Origin of the sequence: Pseudomonas sp. NPDC089395 (assembly GCF_044749525.1) — a bacterium.
Lineage (GTDB): Bacteria > Pseudomonadota > Gammaproteobacteria > Pseudomonadales > Pseudomonadaceae > Aquipseudomonas.
Genome location: NZ_JBIVID010000005.1, coordinates 301,586 through 317,671 on the forward strand (window position 1 = coordinate 301,586; position 16,086 = coordinate 317,671).

Sequence of the window (16,086 nt, forward strand, 5' to 3'; positions counted from 1 at the left end):
GCGCTATCCCCTGTGGGAGCTTTAAGCAGTCGAGCAAGACTTCCCTTGCCGATCTCAGCCCAGGCCGTATTTCTTCACCTTGTCGAACAACGTGGTCTTGGCCATGCCCAGTTCCTGGCTGGCCTGGCTGAGATTGCCGCCGGTACGCTGCAAGGCGTCGCTGAGCAGGTTGCGCTCGAAGGCTTCCACCGCTTCGGCAAAGCCCAACCCTTGGCTGGCGCCACCACTAGGGCCCTTCTTGAAGGCAGGCAGGCCCAAGGCGTAGCGTTCGGCAACGTTGCGCAGCTCGCGCACGTTCCCCGGCCAGTCGTGGGACATCAGCCGCGAAAGGGTCTGGCTGTCCAGTTGCGGCAACTCCCGATCGAAGCGCAACGCCGATTGCTGCAGGAAGTGCTCGAACAACTGGCGAATGTCTTCGCGGCGTTCGCGCAGGGGCGGCAATTCCAGGGTGACCACGTTCAGCCGGTAGTACAGGTCGCTGCGGAACTGGCCGCTCTGGCCCAGGCTGGCCAGGTCGGCTTTGGTGGCGGCGATCACCCGGCAGTCCACCGGGATGCTCTGGTTCGAGCCCAAACGCTCCAGGGTGCGCTCCTGGAGTACGCGCAGCAGCTTGATCTGCAAGTTGATTGGCATGCTCTCGACTTCGTCGAGGAACAGCGTGCCGCCATTGGCATGCTCGATCTTGCCAATGCGACGCTTGCCGGCGCCGGTAAAGGCATTGGCTTCGTGGCCGAAAATTTCGCTCTCGAACAGGTTCTCCGGCAGCCCGCCGCAGTTCAGCGCGACGAAAGGCTGGCCCTGGCGTCGGCTGAAATCATGCAGGCAGCGTGCGACAAGCTCCTTGCCCGTACCGGTTTCACCTTCGATCAGTACGTTGGCCGATGTGTCGGCCACATTGGTGATCAGTTCGCGCAAGTGTTCCATGGCCGGCGAGCGGCCAATGATGCGCCCCTCCAGGCTGCTCTGCTCGGCCAGCTGGCGGCGCAGGGCAAACACCTCGCGGGACAGCCCGCGTTGTTCCAGGGCTCGCCTGACTACCTCGACCAGGCGCTCTGGCGAGAAGGGTTTTTCCATGAAGTCGTAGGCGCCGTTGCGCATGGCGCCGACGGCCATGTCGATATCGCCGTGGCCGGTGATCAACACCACCGGCAGGCTGCGGTCACGGGCCTTGAGGCGGTTGAGCAGTTCGAGGCCGTCCATGCCTGGCAGGCGAATGTCGCTGACGACGATACCGGCGAAGTCATCACCGATGCGCTCAAGGGCCTGCTCGGCGCTGCCGACCCCTTCGCAGGCGATGTCTTCCAGGGCCAGGGCTTGCTGGCAGCCGAGCAGCACATGCGGGTCGTCTTCGACGATCAGGACAGTAAGGGGTGCTGGGTTCATGGATGATCTGCCGTTTCGCTAGGGGGCGTGACCAGGCGCAGGGCTAGAACGAAAGCGGTTCCGCCGTTGGCAGGGTGCTCGACGTTCAGGCTGCCCTTGGCGGCGGCGGCGAGGCTCGCCGACAGGGTCAAGCCCAGGCCCAGGCCGTGTTCGCCGGGTTTGGTGGTGAAGAAGGGTTCGAACAGGTGCTTGCGCGCTTCGGCGTCTATACCGTGGCCATTATCGCGTACCCGCAGGCGATACTTGTCGCCTTGCAGCTCACCTTCGAGCCACAGTTCAGGCAGCGGCTGGGAGGCCATGGCATCGAGGGCGTTGCCGATCAGGTTGACCAGGATCTGCTCCAGGCGCGTCTGGTCGATGGCCAGTTGGTGGTCCTCGAACTGGCTGTGCAGTTGCAAGTGGCAGGCGCTGATTCGGTTGGCTAGCACCTGCAGCGTGGCGTCGACGGCCTTGGCCAGCGATGCCTGGCCAGTGTCGTCGCCGCGTCGGGCAAACGAGCGCAGGCTGGCGGTGATGCGGCCCATGCGGTCGATCAGGTCGTTCATGGTGCGCAGGTTGGTGCAGGCGGTTTCCAGCGCGCCACGTTCGAGGAAGCGCACCGTGTTGCCGGACAAGGTACGCAGTGCCGCCAGTGGCTGGTTGAGCTCGTGGGCAATGCTGGTGGACATCTGCCCGATGGCTGCCAGTTTGCCGGCTTGCACCAGTTCGTCCTGGGCGTGGCGCAAGGTCTGTTCGGCGTGCCGACGTTCGCGGATCTGGCCCTTGAGCCGTTCGTTACTGGCGCGCAGGTCGGCGGTCCGGTCGGCGATGCGCCGCTCCAGCTGGCTATTGGCTTCTTCCAGCGCTTCGCGGGCGGCCAGGCGGGTGGCGACCACCTTGCGTCGTTCATTCCAGGCGATGCCCAGGATCGCCAGCAAGGCGAACGCCACGCCCACCAGAATGCCTTGCACCATCGATTCGCGGCGCAGGTCCTGTAAGGGTGTGAGCAAGGTGAAATGCCACGGCGTATCGACCAGCCGCCGCGTTTGTGCCAGGTAGGCCACCTCACGGGGCTTGCCCTGGGCGGTTTCGCTGTTGGTCGGGAACGTGAGCTTTTCCACGCCATCGGCCAGGGTCTCGCGGGCCAGGGGCTGCAACTCGTTGAGCGGCCACCAGTAATATTGCAGGCTGCGCGCCAGGCGCTCCTTGATCTGGGGGGTTAGCGGGCGTACCGATTTCAGCCGCCGCACCGGGTCGCTGGACAGGATGATGATGCCGTTCTCGTCGCTGACGAAGGCTTCCAGACGCGCCCGTTGCCAGCGTTCCTCCAGGGTGTCCAGGCGCACTTTGATCACCGCCACGCCGATGATCTTGCCGTGCTCTTCCAGACCATGGGCCAGGAAGTAGCCGGCTTCGCCGGTGGTGCTGCCGATGCCGTAGAAACGCCCGGGTTCGCCGCGCACGGCGTTCTGGAAGTAGGCACGGAACGACAGGTCCTCACCGAGGAACGAGTCGGCATCGCGCCAGTTGCTGGTGGCTTGTACGCGGCCGTTGGTATCCAGGACGAAGATCGCCCGGCTACGGCTGCGCCGGTTCAAGCCTTCGAGGTATTCGTTGACGATTTGCCGGTTGGCACCGTCGGGGTCGGTGAGCAGCTGCGACACGCTGTCTTCCAGCTCCAGCAGGCTCGGCAGGTAGGTGTATTTGCTGATTTCGCTCTCGACCGTGCGCGCGTGCAGCTCCAGCTGGCGTTCGCCGTTTTCGCTGAGGGTGCGGATGCCATTGCTTTCGCTGATCAGGTAGCCGGCCAGGCCCAGGCCGACCATCAGCAGGATGACCAGTGGCGGCAGCAGCAATTGACGGATCAGGCGGGATTTCACGGCAGGTTTGGCAGGGCGAAGAAGCGAGGGGTCGCATTTCATCACAGTGGCCTTGTCACGACCAGCGTCCGCTGCCCGATGAATGCAGGGGCAGCGGACACGGTGGCCGACTTAGTGTTGCAGGATCTTGCTGAGGAAGTGCTGGGTGCGTTGGTCGCGGGCGTTCTGGTCACCGAAGAACTCTTCCTTGGTGCAGTCTTCGATGATGCTGCCCTTGTCCATGAAGATGACCCGGTTGGCGACCTTGCGGGCAAAGCCCATCTCGTGGGTTACGCACATCATGGTCATGCCTTCATGGGCCAGCTGTACCATCACGTCCAGTACCTCGCTGACCATTTCCGGGTCCAGCGCCGAGGTGGGTTCGTCGAACAGCATGACGATCGGGTCCATTGCCAGGGCACGGGCGATCGCCACACGCTGCTGCTGGCCGCCGGAGAGCTGGCCAGGGTGCTTCTTGGCATGCGCGCTGAGGCCGACGCGGTCGAGCAAGGCCAGGCCCTTCTTGGAGGCTTCCGCCTCGCTGCGGCCCAGCACTTTGCGCTGGGCGATGGTCAGGTTCTCGGTGATGGTCAGGTGCGGGAACAGCTCAAAATGCTGGAACACCATGCCCACCCGCGAGCGCAGCTTCGGCAGGTTGGTTTTCGGGTCGGCGATCGAGGTGCCATCGACCACGATGTCACCCTTCTGGAAGGGCTCCAGGGCGTTGACGCACTTGATCAGGGTGGACTTGCCCGAGCCCGACGGGCCGCAGACCACCACTACTTCGCCCTTCTTGACCTCGGTGCTGCAGTCGGTCAGTACCTGGAAGTCGCCGTACCACTTGTTGACGTTCTTGATGGAAATCATACGGTGATCCTTTTTTGCAGGCGCTTGACCAGCCACGAAGCGGAGAAGCTGACGAGGAAGTAGACGATCCCGGCGAAGATCAGGAACTCATGGGAGCGCCCGATGATGTCGCCGTTGGAGCGTGCCGAGTTGAGGAAGTCCACCAGGCCCACGGTGTACACCAGCGAGGTGTCCTGGAACAGGATGATGCTCTGCTGCAGCAGCAGTGGGGTCATCTTGCGGAATGCCTGGGGCAGGATGATCAGGCGCATGGTCTGCGCGTAGTTCATCCCCAGCGCTTGCGCGGCGCCCATCTGCCCTTTGGAGATCGACTGCACACCGGCGCGGACGATTTCGCAGAAGTACGCGGCCTCGAACATCATGAAGGCGACCACGCAGGAGGTGAAGGCACCCACCGGGGTGTCCTCGCCGGTGATCCAGCGCAGCACGAACGGCACCGCCAGGTAGAACCAGGTGATCACCAGCAGCAGCGGGATCGAGCGGAAATAGTTGACGTAGACACCGGCCAGCCGCGACAGCCACTTGCTCGACGACAGGCGCATCAATGCCAGGATGGTGCCGAGCACGATACCGCCGACCACGCCCATGACCATCAGCTTGAGGGTCATGACCATGCCTTCCCAGAGGGCGGGCAGGGCGGGGATGATTTCACTGAAATCCATGTCCATTTACTTGCCTCCCACGGAAATCAGGCCAGGCACGGCGACCTTCTTCTCGACCATGCGCATGAGCAGCATCAGGCCCATGTTCAGGGTGAAATAGATCAGCGTGGCCAGGGTGAACGCCTCGAACAGGTTGGCCGAGAACTCGGCGGTCTGCTTGGTCTGTGCCAGCAGTTCCATCAAGCCGATCAGCGACGCTACCGAGGAGTTCTTGAATACGTTGAGGAACTCGGAGGTAAGCGGCGGAATGATGATCCGGTAGGCCTGCGGCAGCAGCACGTTGTTGTAGATTTGCGGCAGGCTGAAGCCCATGGCGCGGGCGGCGGCTTCCTGGCCCTTGGGCAGCGCCTGGATGCCGGTGCGCACCTGTTCGCAGACGCGGGCGGCGGTGAACAGGCCCAGGCAGATAACCACGCTGATCAACGCCGAAGTCGTCGGGTTGAGGTCCTGCTTGAACCATTCCTGCAGGCCTTCGGGCAGCAGGTCCGGTACCAGGAAGTACCAGATGAACAGCTGCACCAGCAGCGGCACGTTGCGGAACAGTTCCACATAGGCAGTGGCGATGCCCGATACCAGGCGATTCGGCACGGTACGCATGACGCCGAGCACCGACCCCAGCAGCAAGGCGATGATCCAGGCGGAAATGGCGATGGCGATGGTCCAGCCCAGGCCGGTGATGTACCAGTCCAGATAGGTTTCGCTGCCCACGCCGGTGGACTTGAAGAACACGCCCCAGTCCCAGTTGTAATTCATCGGGATTTCCCCTCAGACGGTTGTTTCACGGGCACCTTCGAGCATCCGGGGGCGCATGGCGCCCTCGGATGAAAGGTTAGACACTAATGAGTGGCCTGCAGAATTGATTCGTGCGCGAGCGCACCAGGCCACTAGCTGAGGATCAGGACTTCTTCTCGTCCGCGGCCTTGTCGGTCGGCTCGGCGATCAGTTTTTTCAGCTCGTCGCTCATCGGGAACTGCAGGTTCAGACCCTTTGGCGGGATCGGCTGCTGGAACCACTTGTCGTAGCTCTCGTTGACTTTGCCCGACTTGAAGTAGGCAACGATGGCGTCGTCGACCGCTTTCTTGAACGCTGCGTCATCCTTGCGCACCATGCAGCCGTAGATTTCATACGATTGCGGCGTGCCGGTGATGACCCAGTCGGCCGGCTTGCGGGCCTTGGCCATTTCACCGGCGAGCAGGGCGTCGTCCATCATGAAGGCCACGGCGCGGCCGCTTTCGAGCATGTTGAAGGCTTCACCGTGGTCCTTGGCGGAAATCACGTTCATCTTCATCTGCTTGTCGGCGTTCATCGCCTTGAGGATGCGTTCGGAGGTGGTGCCGGCGGTGGTCACCACGTTCTTGCCGGCCAGGTCCGGGAAGTCCTTGTAGGAAGGCTGACCGTCCTTGACCTTGGTCAGCAGGCGGGTACCGACTTCGAAGATGCCCACCGAGAAGCCGACCTGCTGCTGGCGCTCGACGTTGTTGGTGGTGGAGCCGCACTCCAGGTCGACGGTGCCGTTCTGCACCAGCGGGATGCGGGTTTGCGAGGTGACCAGGTTGTAGCGGACCTTGATGTCCGTACCCAGTTGCTTCTTCAGGGCGTCGACGACAGCCAGCTGGATGTCATGCGAGTAGCCCACGGGCTCGGGCTTGCCGGCCAGGTAGGAAAATGGAATGGAGGAGTCACGGTGCCCCAGGGTGATGGTGCCCGAATCCTTGATCTTCTTCAGGGTGCCGGTCAGCTCCTCGGCCATGGCCGGCGAAGCGATGACTGCAGCCGCGATGGCGGCGCCCAGCAATTGACGAACGATACGCATCAAATTTTCCTCGACGTGTTTGTTTTTTTTATGGAGCCGTTGGCGGACTCTTTCGTTCAACGAATACAGCATGAAGCGGTGTGCATTCGGCTTCCAAGTGTAGAGCATGACTCGTGCCAAGGTCCGGTATCGATCATAACCTCCCGAAAATGCTGGGGATGAAGCATTTGTGGCGTTTTTGCGGCGCTATGATTCGCACGGAGTTCCGAATGGGTGGGGGAGTGTTGTTCGGAAATCCGAATGGATGGGCTGGCTGTTCGGCCAGGGTCAACGGGACGTAAGTAACACCTTTGGATGGACAATGCGCGTTGAGCTGGCAGCACTTTGATACGGAGTGCCCCCATGCCCTTTGCCCATGATTCGATTGACGCCTTGATTGCCCGCCGTCTACCCACCTGGCTCACCTCGGCGCAACCCGAGCACCTGCGAAAGCTGCATCAGGTGTTGCGCCACCAACAGGAAAGCGCCGATCAGGTGCAGCGCGTCTTCGCGCGGTTACCTGCCCTGGACCAGTTCGCCGCCCCCTTGCTCGAGCAGGCGCTGGCTGATCTGGGCATCGCAGATGCGGATGTTCGGCGCATGCAGCTGCATACGGAGCAATTGCTGGACTTGCCGACGGCGGCGCCGCGATTGCCTGCGCCGACACTCATGTTCACGTCCCGACAAAGCCTGCTCGCCGCTGCGTTGCACAACTTCCATGCCAGCGATGGGCAGGACATGCCGGGGCGCCAGGCGACCCTGCAGGATGCCCAAGGGCAGCCATTACCACTCGACTTCCAGGCGTTCGCTCGCAGCTGCCGCCAGTTGGACCTCGGTAGCCGTTACCAGGCCCGGTTGCACCAGGTGCTGATGCCCAGGGACCGCCCCGGAGCGTCTGCGGGCTTGGCTGCGCGGCGCACCGAGCAACTCTTCGAACACCACCTGCGACTGCAACTGGAGGCGGCCATCCGGCTGGCGGCACTCAAGGGTGAAGTCAGCCAGGCCTGCTATCTGCGTCTGTTGCCACTGGTTGCCGAACGGCCCATCGTTCCTGCGTTGCCGGGCAGCGTCAGCCCTCGGCAACTGTATCTGCTGGGCCAGCCGATCGAAGGCGCGCTGGTACTGGAGGTTCAGGCGCTTGCAAAGGCATCGGCCAGCACGTTCATCCTGTGGCTGCCCGAGGATCCGCGTGGGACGTTGACCGAGCATGGCTCCTGGCAAGCCTTGCAAAACTCGTTGGCGCAACGTTTGCGCAGTTCGCGTTACCGGCGCTTCTTTGCCCGTTTCATCCGCGAACGGAATCGGCCGGCATTCACTAGCACGCTAGGGCGGTTGCTGAAATCGACAGCCGTGGACGCCGAGCTGGAGCTCGATGGCCGGCATTTCCCCCTCGAGGTGGCAGTGTTCGCCCATTTGCGCGCTCGGCTGTTCGACAAGCTGTTTGATGATGCCCGAGTGTTGGCGGTGCCCACCGGGGATGAGGACCTTCTGGACCGACATCTGCGCCTCCTGGCCATGGCCAACGCAGGCCTGGATCTGCTCAACCTGGCAACCTTGTTCGTCCCGATGTTGGGCGAAGTGATGCTGGGCGTGGTCGCCGTGCAGATGGCCGACGAAGTCTACGAAGGTTACCGGGACTGGCAGTTGGGTGATCGGCAGGGGGCGCTCGATCATCTGTTCGGTGTGGCCGAGGGTGTGGTCGTCGGGGCTGCGGTCGGCGCGGCGGGGAGTGCTGCCAAGGAAGTAATGGCGCGCGTGCCGTTCGTCGATGCGCTGGTGCCCACGCCAGACCTCAAGCTTGCCCGGGAACCCGCGCCGGTAAATGGCCTTGAGCACAATGGGCCATTGTTGCGGCGCTGGGCAGAGTTGGCCGAGGAGTCCGACCAGACAGCCACCGTTCTGATCCAGTGCACGGGATTGCGAACCGAACAATTGCGTCGCCTGCACCTAGAACACGCCAGCGCCCCCACGCGCTTGCTGGATATCCGTGACCGCTACCACGCCGCGCAGCCTCCTTTGGCCTTGCAAGGCCAGGCACTGGAGCAACACCTGGCCAGCCTGCAAGGCGAGCCAAGCGCCGAGCAGGCAGTGCTACTGCGTGATTTCCCCGGCCTGAGTGTGCGCGGCGCAGGGCACATACTGGACCAAGCGAGCACGGCGCAGCGTGATGCGCTGCTCACAGGGGGGCGGGTACCTCTGGCTTTGGCGGAGCGGGCGCGCTGGCACCTGCGCGAAAGCCGCCTGGATCGCGCTTGCCTGGGGCTGCATCTGCCTGCAGCCGGCAATGCCGACAGTGAGCGGTTGACCTTGGGCCTGGCCGGTGCATTGCCCGCTGATGAGGGCGGGCTGGCAACGCTGGTCGAGCGTGCCAGCCAAGCGCGCGAGCAGTTGCCCGCGTTGCTTGGCATGGCACCGGTAGGGCTGGGTGTTCGCCCGCCAAGTCGGTTTGCCGACGGGCGCCTGGGTTACCCGCTCAGTGGCCGTGGCGCCAGCGGCCGGCAAGCGATCAGGCGCGGCATACGGCAGATTTTTCCGACCTTGTCCGAGGCCGAACTGGAGGTCTACCTGCTGGACTTGATCGTGCGTGAGGTCAATCTCTGGGACCACTTCCAACAATTGCAGAGTCAGTTGTCGAGCCTGCGCGTGGCGCTCGATGAATGGCAGCAGCAAGGGCGCAACCTGCGCGACGTGTTCAGACGGCGGCGGGTGGGGGATGCCTTGCGACGCTGCTGGCGGCGCAAAGTGGTCAACCTGGGAGACGAATATGTGCTGGTCATCGAGGGCGAGCGGGTGGGAAGCCTGCCGGTGCTTCCGGCGGGCGTGGAGTATGCCCATGTCAGGCGCGCGACCTTGCGTGGCATGAACCTGGCCACGCTCGAGGAGGACTTCTTGCGCAGGTTCCCCAATCTCGTCGAGCTCGATCTGCGTGACAACCAGCTCAGCGCCCTTCCATCAGGCCTGGAGCAACTGGTGCAGCTCAGGCAGTTGAACCTTGGCAACAACCCGATCGTGATGGACGCCGAGGGTAACCGGCGCCTGGGGGCATTGACGCGCCTGCAGCGGCTCGACTTGAGCTTCAGCCAGCTGGGCCAGACACCCGACGTCTCACGGCTGCGTCATCTGCGTCACTTGCACCTGCGAGCGGCGGGGCTCAGGACGTTACCTGAAGCGCGCGCGCTAGGCTGGCAGTCCTTGGCGGACCTGCGGGAAAACCATATTCGCCAGATCACCGAACATGTCGATAGCCTGCGGTTGCGGGTGCAACGCCTGCGCATGCACGACAACCCGCTGGAAGAGGGCAGCGGAGAGCTTCTCGATCAGGCAGCCGGGCGCACTTCCGGCACGGCACGAGGCGGTAGCCGGTCGCGCCATCGCAACCTGGATGCGGTGGTGCGCGAAATCTGGGTAGGGGATGTGCGCGACACTTTGCGCGTTGAACGGGAGTCGTTGTGGGAGCGTGTGCGGCAAGAGTCGGGAGCGGCGGATCTGTTTCGCTTTCTGGCCGACTTCAGTGTGTCCGAGGATTTCCAGGACCACCCTGGCCACTACCGGGCGCGGGTGTGGCATCTGCTGGCGGCTTGCGAACAGCATGAATCGGTGCGCATTCCGCTGTTCAGGGAGGCCGGCGGCCCGCGTACCTGTGACGACCGGTTGTTGATGATACTGAGCCAGTTGGAACTCACCGTGCTGGTCCAGCGTGGTATCGCGGATGCCGGCGCGGTCGATATCGAACGACGGCTGGTGCACCTGGGCACTACGCTGTTGCGCCTTGACCAAGTAGACCGCGAGGCTGCACAGCACCTGCTGCGCTTGCGCGAGCGTGGGGCGAGCGCCATCGACGACATCGAGGTGCGTTTGTGTTTTCGGGTCAGGCTGGCGACGGCGTTGGAGTTGCCAGCGCAACCGGACGAAATGCACTACGAGTCGTTTGCGCAGGTCACCAACAATGATTTGAACCGAGCATTGCAAGCCGTGAAGGCCGCCGAGACCGACCAGGCGATCATCGATTCGCTGGCCGAGCGGCCTTTCTGGCAGAACCATGCGCGCGAGCGTTATGGCGAGCGTTTCGAGGCCTTGGTGGACGGGTTTCACCAGCGCCTGGAGCAATCCGAGCAAATGGCGAGCACGGGAGGAGAACAGGCCTACTTGCGAGCCAGCAATACCTTGATGCGTGAATTGCAGGCGGCAGAACAGGCGCTGATGAAAACCCTTGCCCGTGAAGCCTATGAGCGCTCACGGCCCTAGCTGCCATGCCGCCCCGTTTCCGGGGCGGCACTGAGGGTCAGGCTGCGCGAACCCGTGCCGGCTGGCGCTGCAGATACTCACGCAGCACTTGCTGTTCGGCCTCGGTGGTGAACAGGCCCAATTTGGTCCGGCGCCACAGAATGTCTTCGGCGCTGATGGCCCACTCTTCGCTACGCAGGTAATCCACTTCGCGGCCGAACAGGCCGCCACCGATGGCCTGGCCCAGGTCCTGTGGCCCCTGCACACCATCGAGCAGTTGCCAGACACGGCTGCCGTAGGTCAGCACCCAGCGTTTGGCGATGTCCACTGGCAGCCAGCTGCAGCGAGCCAGTACGGTATCGACCAGAGCGTGCACGGTGGTCATGCTCTCGCCGCCCGGCAGTGGCGCGCTGGCAGTCCAGCTACCACGCATCTGGGTGAAGTAGGGCTTGAGCTCGGCCATGGCCGACTCGGCCAGCTTGCGGTAGGTGGTCAGCTTGCCGCCGAACACCGACAACAGGGGGGCCTGGCCTTCGTTGGCCGACAACGCCAGCGTGTAGTCGCGGGTAACGGCCGAAGGGTTGTCCGACTCGTCGTTGCACAGTGGCCGTACGCCGGAGAAGGTGTGCAGGATGTCGGTGCGGCTCAGTTGGTGGTTGAAGTGAGCATTGACCACCTTGAGCAAGTAGTCGGTTTCCTGCTCGGTGATCGCGACCTTGGCAGGATCGCCGCTGTATTCCCGGTCGGTGGTGCCGATCAGGGTGAAACGGTCAAGGTAAGGGATGCAGAAGACGATGCGCTGGTCTTCGTTCTGCAGGATGTAGGCATGCTCACCCTCATACAGGCGCGGCACGATCAGGTGGCTGCCCTGGATCAGGCGGATACCGTAGGGCGCGTCGAGCTTGAGGTCGTCCTTGATGAAGCTGGCGACCCACGGGCCCGCGGCATTGACCAGGGCGCGCGCGCGGATGGTCTGCAGGCTGCCGTCGGCATGCTGCAGTTCGACCAGCCACAGGCCGTCGCTGCGTTCGGCACGCAGGCAGCGAGTGCGGGTCTGGATGTGCGCACCGTTCTCCCGCGCGGCCATGGCATTGAGTACCACCAGACGGGCGTCGTCGACGGCGCAGTCGGCGTATTCGAAACCGCGGGTGATCGACGGCTTGAGCGGGTAGCCCGGGCCGAAGCGCAGGCTGCGCGAGGCGCCCAGGCGCTTGCGCTTGCCCAGGTGGTCGTACAGGAACAGGCCGGCACGGATCATCCACGCCGGGCGCAGGTGCGGGCGGTGGGGCAGCACGAAACGCATAGGCTTGACGATGTGTGGGGCCTTGGCCAACAGCACTTCCCGCTCTGCCAGTGCCTCGCGCACCAGGCGGAATTCGTAATGTTCAAGGTAACGCAGGCCACCGTGGATCAGCTTGCTACTGGCCGACGACGTGTGCTGTGCGAGGTCGTCCTTTTCGCAGAGAAACACCTTCAGGCCACGTCCGGCGGCGTCGGCAGCGATGCCCACGCCATTGATGCCACCGCCAATTACGGCGAGGTCATAGCAGTCGGCGAGTGGGGGCTGGGACGAAACGGTCTGGGACACGGGCAAGGCCTCCTGGGGCTGTGCGCATCGAATATGAACATTGATGTTCGTTTACGAAAATACTAGCGCAAGAGAAAGCCGGTCGCCAGTCAGTCTTTATAGAAAAAGCTGATCAGATGACAATAAAGTGAACAATTACGAAAATCTTGGAGCCAGGCTTGGGGCTTTGGGTGATGCAGAAATCGAGCGCCGCCCGCGCGGCGCTCGATCTCAAGAGCGCTACCGATCCCAAGCCCCGCGCATGAATCCCCACTACGCCTCAAACCACCTCGAGGCGGATCTTGTACTGATTGAGCAACTGGCTCAGGGCCGGAGTGGGGGGCAAGTCGGTCACCAGGCAATCGACCAGGCTGATCGAGCCCAGGCGCACCATGGCGTTACGTCCGAACTTGCTGGAGTCGGCCGCCAGGATCACTTGCCGTGCGTTGGTGATGATCGCCTGGGAAACGCGCACTTCCTGATAGTCGAAATCCAGCAGGCTGCCGTCTTCGTCGATGCCGCTGATGCCGACCAGTGCAAAGTCGACCTTGAACTGGTTGATGAAGTCGACGCTGGCTTGGCCGACCACGCCGCCGTCACGGCGTACCGTGCCGCCAGCGACCAGGACTTCGAAGTCGTCCTTGGCGGCCAGGATCGCGGCAACGTGCAGGTTGTTGGTGATGACCTTGAGGTGGTTGTGGTTGAGCAGGGCGCGGGCGATGGACTCGGTGGTGGTACCGATGTTGATGAACACTGAGGCATGGTCGGGGATCTGCCGGGCCACGGCCTCGGCGATGCGCTGCTTCTCATCGCGCATCTGGTCGGCGCGCATGGCGTAGGCGGTGTTTTCGATGCTCGAGTCGTAGGCTGCACCACCGTGATAACGGCGCAGCAAGTTGAGTTCGGCCAGCTGATTGATATCGCGGCGGATGGTTTGCGGGGTGACGATGAACAGCTGCGCCATTTCCTCGATGCTGACGTAGCCGCGTTCGCGGACCAGCTCGAGAATTTGTTGTTGGCGTGGGGGCAGATTCATGGGCGGTCCTTCTGGGCTGCCGGACAAATTCTGCAATGATGCCGTAGGAAGGGAGTGGCGGCCAGTAGACTATTGGGGCCGCTGTGCGGCCCATCGGCGCGGTTCGTCGCCACGACAAGCCGGCTCCCACACCGATCAGCAGCGCGCCAGAGAATGGCGCTCTACCTGTGGGAGCCGGCTTGCCGGCGATGGGGCCATGCAGATCAGGCCTCGTGATCTTCCCAATCACGGGTACGATCGACCGCTTTGCGCCAGCCAGCGTACAGCCTTTCCTTCTGCGACTCGTCCAGCTGCGGGCTGAACTCGCGCTCGATGATCGCCTTGTCGCGCAGCTCGTCCAGGCCACTCCAGAACCCACAGGCCAGGCCCGCCAGGTAGGCAGCGCCAAGCGCCGTGGTTTCGCGCATTTGTGGGCGCTCTACGCAGGTGCCGAGAATGTCGGCCTGGAATTGCATGAGGAAGTTGTTGGCCACTGCGCCACCGTCCACGCGCAACTCGGACAGGCGCTGGCCGCAGTCCTGTTGCATGGCGTCGAGCACGTCGCGGGTCTGGTAGGCAATGGACTCCAGCGCGGCGCGGATGATGTGGTCGACCTTCACCCCACGGGTCAGGCCGAACAGTGCGCCACGCGCATACGGGTCCCAGTAGGGGGCGCCCAGGCCGGTGAAGGCAGGCACCAGATACACGCCGTTGCTGTCCTTGACCTTGCTCGCGAAGTACTCGGTATCGAGGGCATCGTTGACGATCTTCAGTTCATCGCGCAGCCATTGCACGGTGGAACCGCCGTTGAACACCGCGCCCTCCAGCGCATAGGCCACTTCGCCCCGCGGGCCACAGGCGATGGTAGTGAGCAGGCCATGGGATGACTTCACCGCCTTGTCGCCCGTGTTCATCAGCAGGAAACAGCCGGTGCCGTAGGTGTTCTTGGCCTGGCCGGGCTCCACGCACATCTGGCCGAACAATGCGGACTGCTGATCACCGGCGATACCGGCGATGGGGATACCGCTCTTGGTGTGGCCATAGACTTCCGACGAAGGCCGCACGTCAGGCAACATCTGACGAGGAATACCCAGGATTTCCAGCAGCTTGTCGTCCCACTGCAGGCTATGGATGTTGAACATCAGCGTGCGCGAGGCGTTGGTGTAGTCGGTGACATGTACCTTGCCGCCGGAGAACTTCCAGATCAGCCAGGTATCGACGGTGCCGAACAGCAGTTCGCCACGTTCGGCCCGTGCGCGGGCACCTTCGACGTTGTCCAGGATCCACTTGAGCTTGGTGCCCGAGAAGTACGGGTCGGTGACCAGGCCGGTAGTTTCGCGGATGTAGTCTTCATGCCCGTCACGCTTGAGCTGCGCGCAGATTTCGGTGCTGCGGCGGCATTGCCAGACGATGGCGTTGTACACCGGGCGACCGGTTTCCTTGTCCCACACCACCGTGGTTTCACGCTGGTTGGTGATGCCCAGCGCGGCGACCTGGGCATGGCTGATACCAGCTTGGGCCAGGGCCTCGACCAGGGTCGCGCTCTGGGTGGCGAAGATTTCCATCGGGTCGTGCTCGACCCAGCCGGCTTGTGGGTAATGCTGGGCGAACTCGCGCTGGGAGGTCCCGACCACATTGGCGTCGCGGTCGAAAATGATGGCCCGCGAACTGGTGGTTCCCTGGTCCAGGGCGATGATGTAGTTCTTATCCTGGGTGTCTGTCATGGTCGTAGGCCTTGCAAAATAAGGAGAACAGGGCGTCAGCATCAGTTGGCTTGAGTATCGCCCTGGCAATTGTCGTTTGTCTCTGGATTCGCGATTGACGTCGTCGGCAGGTTGCGAGCGATCAGGCCGCGATAGGTCGCGGCACCCAGGCAAGCGCCGAGGATCGGTGCAAACACCGGAACCAGGAAATAAGGGATGTCCCGACCGCCAGTGAAGGCGATTTCGCCCCAGCCGGCCAGGAACGTCATCAGTTTTGGCCCGAAGTCGCGCGCGGGGTTCATCGCAAACCCCGTCAGCGGGCCCATGGCGCTGCCGATCACCGCGATCAGCAAGCCGATCAACAGAGGGGCCATTGCCCCACGTGGGAGACCATTGTTGTCGTCGGTCAGGGCCATGATTACGGCCATGAGGATGGCGGTGATCACCACTTCGACCAGAAATGCCTGGCCAGTGGACAGTAACGGGTGTGGATAGGTGGAGAACACCGAGGCCAGCTCCAGGCTCTCGCTGCTGCCACGCAGCATGGCGTGGGCTTGTTCGAAATCGAAGAACAGGTTGCTGTACAAGGTGTAGACCAGCGCCGCGCCGCAGAACGCACCACCGACCTGGGCAACCATGTAGAACGGCAGCTTGCGCTTGTCGAAGCCGGCGAACAGGGTGAGCGCAATGCTCACGGCCGGGTTCAGGTGTGCGCCGGAAATCCCGGCGGTGAGGTAGATCGCCATGCTCACGCCGACCCCCCAGATGATGCTGATTTCCCACAGCCCAAAGCTGGCGCCCGCGACCTTGAGGGCGGCGACACAACCGGTGCCGAAGAAAATGAGCAGCGCTGTGCCGAGGAATTCGGCCAGGCATTGGCTGGACAGTGTGGGTTCGCGTAGCGCAGTCGTCATGTATGACCTCGTTTTTTTTGTTGTGAGGCGCGTGGCGCTCGACAGCAAGGCCCGGTGTCTATCTCCATCGACCCCGGGCGGATACAGGAATGCACCTTATAAGTGCACCAATTATTCAGAA

11 protein-coding genes are annotated in these 16,086 nt (G+C 63.0%); 1 reads left to right on the forward strand and 10 read right to left on the reverse strand.

Features of this window, described 5'->3' with window-relative positions:
- Positions 1–54 precede the first annotated feature (54 nt).
- From ACIPZG_RS14220 to ACIPZG_RS14245, 6 genes are all read right to left on the reverse strand, one after another.
- The gene (locus ACIPZG_RS14220) at positions 55–1,383 is read right to left on the reverse strand and encodes a sigma-54-dependent transcriptional regulator (RefSeq protein ID WP_400714665.1); all 1,329 of its coding nucleotides are present in this window, start codon (positions 1,381–1,383) and stop codon (positions 55–57) included.
- A complete protein-coding gene (locus tag ACIPZG_RS14225; protein WP_400714668.1) occupies positions 1,380–3,284 on the reverse strand; it encodes an ATP-binding protein in 1,905 nt (634 codons plus the stop codon). Before ACIPZG_RS14225 ends, ACIPZG_RS14220 begins: the two co-directional genes overlap by 4 nt.
- Before the next feature lie 69 nt (positions 3,285–3,353).
- Positions 3,354–4,088: an amino acid ABC transporter ATP-binding protein gene (locus tag ACIPZG_RS14230; protein WP_008094571.1), complete on the reverse strand. Its 735-nt coding sequence runs from the start codon at positions 4,086–4,088 to the stop codon at positions 3,354–3,356.
- Entirely contained in the window at positions 4,085–4,756 is a 672-nt protein-coding gene (locus ACIPZG_RS14235; RefSeq protein ID WP_400714671.1) for an amino acid ABC transporter permease, read from the reverse strand. The genes ACIPZG_RS14230 and ACIPZG_RS14235 overlap by 4 nt, the downstream gene beginning before the upstream one ends.
- Complete coding sequence (locus tag ACIPZG_RS14240; protein WP_008094567.1) at positions 4,757–5,503, reverse strand: amino acid ABC transporter permease; 747 nt, start codon at positions 5,501–5,503, stop codon at positions 4,757–4,759.
- A 142-nt stretch (positions 5,504–5,645) separates the two neighbouring features.
- The gene (locus ACIPZG_RS14245; protein ID WP_008094566.1) at positions 5,646–6,563 is read right to left on the reverse strand and encodes a glutamate/aspartate ABC transporter substrate-binding protein; all 918 of its coding nucleotides are present in this window, start codon (positions 6,561–6,563) and stop codon (positions 5,646–5,648) included.
- Between the two features lie 342 nt (positions 6,564–6,905).
- Here ACIPZG_RS14245 and ACIPZG_RS14250 point away from each other — a divergent pair, with 342 nt between their 5' ends.
- Entirely contained in the window at positions 6,906–10,787 is a 3,882-nt protein-coding gene (locus ACIPZG_RS14250; RefSeq protein ID WP_400714675.1) for an NEL-type E3 ubiquitin ligase domain-containing protein, read from the forward strand.
- Between the two features lie 37 nt (positions 10,788–10,824).
- Here the strand turns inward: ACIPZG_RS14250 and glpD are convergent, their stop codons facing one another.
- The 4 genes from glpD to ACIPZG_RS14270 all read right to left on the reverse strand — a co-directional run bounded on the left by glpD (position 10,825) and on the right by ACIPZG_RS14270 (position 15,965).
- Positions 10,825–12,354 carry a glycerol-3-phosphate dehydrogenase gene (glpD, locus tag ACIPZG_RS14255; protein ID WP_400714678.1) on the reverse strand — a complete coding sequence of 510 codons (1,530 nt, stop codon included), beginning with the start codon at positions 12,352–12,354 and terminating at the stop codon, positions 10,825–10,827.
- 259 nt (positions 12,355–12,613) lie between these two features.
- Positions 12,614–13,369: a DNA-binding transcriptional repressor GlpR gene (gene glpR, locus ACIPZG_RS14260; protein WP_400640830.1), complete on the reverse strand. Its 756-nt coding sequence runs from the start codon at positions 13,367–13,369 to the stop codon at positions 12,614–12,616.
- 203 nt (positions 13,370–13,572) lie between these two features.
- Positions 13,573–15,072, reverse strand: coding sequence for a glycerol kinase GlpK (gene glpK / locus ACIPZG_RS14265; protein WP_400714681.1), 1,500 nt, complete (start codon positions 15,070–15,072; stop codon positions 13,573–13,575).
- Positions 15,073–15,113: 41 nt separating this feature from the next.
- The gene (locus tag ACIPZG_RS14270; protein WP_400714683.1) at positions 15,114–15,965 is read right to left on the reverse strand and encodes an MIP/aquaporin family protein; all 852 of its coding nucleotides are present in this window, start codon (positions 15,963–15,965) and stop codon (positions 15,114–15,116) included.
- Positions 15,966–16,086: the final 121 nt, after the last annotated feature.

Excerpts from the sequence above, each read along its gene's own strand:
- glpR (WP_400640830.1), bottom strand. The coding sequence starts at position 13,369 with ATGAATCTGCCCCCACGCCAACAACAAATTCTCGAGCTGGTCCGCGAA.
- ACIPZG_RS14245 (WP_008094566.1), bottom strand. The coding sequence starts at position 6,563 with ATGCGTATCGTTCGTCAATTGCTGGGCGCCGCCATCGCGGCTGCAGTC.
- glpK (WP_400714681.1), bottom strand. The coding sequence starts at position 15,072 with ATGACAGACACCCAGGATAAGAACTACATCATCGCCCTGGACCAGGGA.
- ACIPZG_RS14225 (WP_400714668.1), bottom strand. The coding sequence starts at position 3,284 with ATGAAATGCGACCCCTCGCTTCTTCGCCCTGCCAAACCTGCCGTGAAA.
- ACIPZG_RS14270 (WP_400714683.1), bottom strand. The coding sequence starts at position 15,965 with ATGACGACTGCGCTACGCGAACCCACACTGTCCAGCCAATGCCTGGCC.
- ACIPZG_RS14220 (WP_400714665.1), bottom strand. The coding sequence starts at position 1,383 with ATGAACCCAGCACCCCTTACTGTCCTGATCGTCGAAGACGACCCGCAT.
- ACIPZG_RS14235 (WP_400714671.1), bottom strand. The coding sequence starts at position 4,756 with ATGGACATGGATTTCAGTGAAATCATCCCCGCCCTGCCCGCCCTCTGG.
- ACIPZG_RS14240 (WP_008094567.1), bottom strand. The coding sequence starts at position 5,503 with ATGAATTACAACTGGGACTGGGGCGTGTTCTTCAAGTCCACCGGCGTG.
- ACIPZG_RS14230 (WP_008094571.1), bottom strand. The coding sequence starts at position 4,088 with ATGATTTCCATCAAGAACGTCAACAAGTGGTACGGCGACTTCCAGGTA.
- ACIPZG_RS14250 (WP_400714675.1), top strand. The coding sequence starts at position 6,906 with ATGCCCTTTGCCCATGATTCGATTGACGCCTTGATTGCCCGCCGTCTA.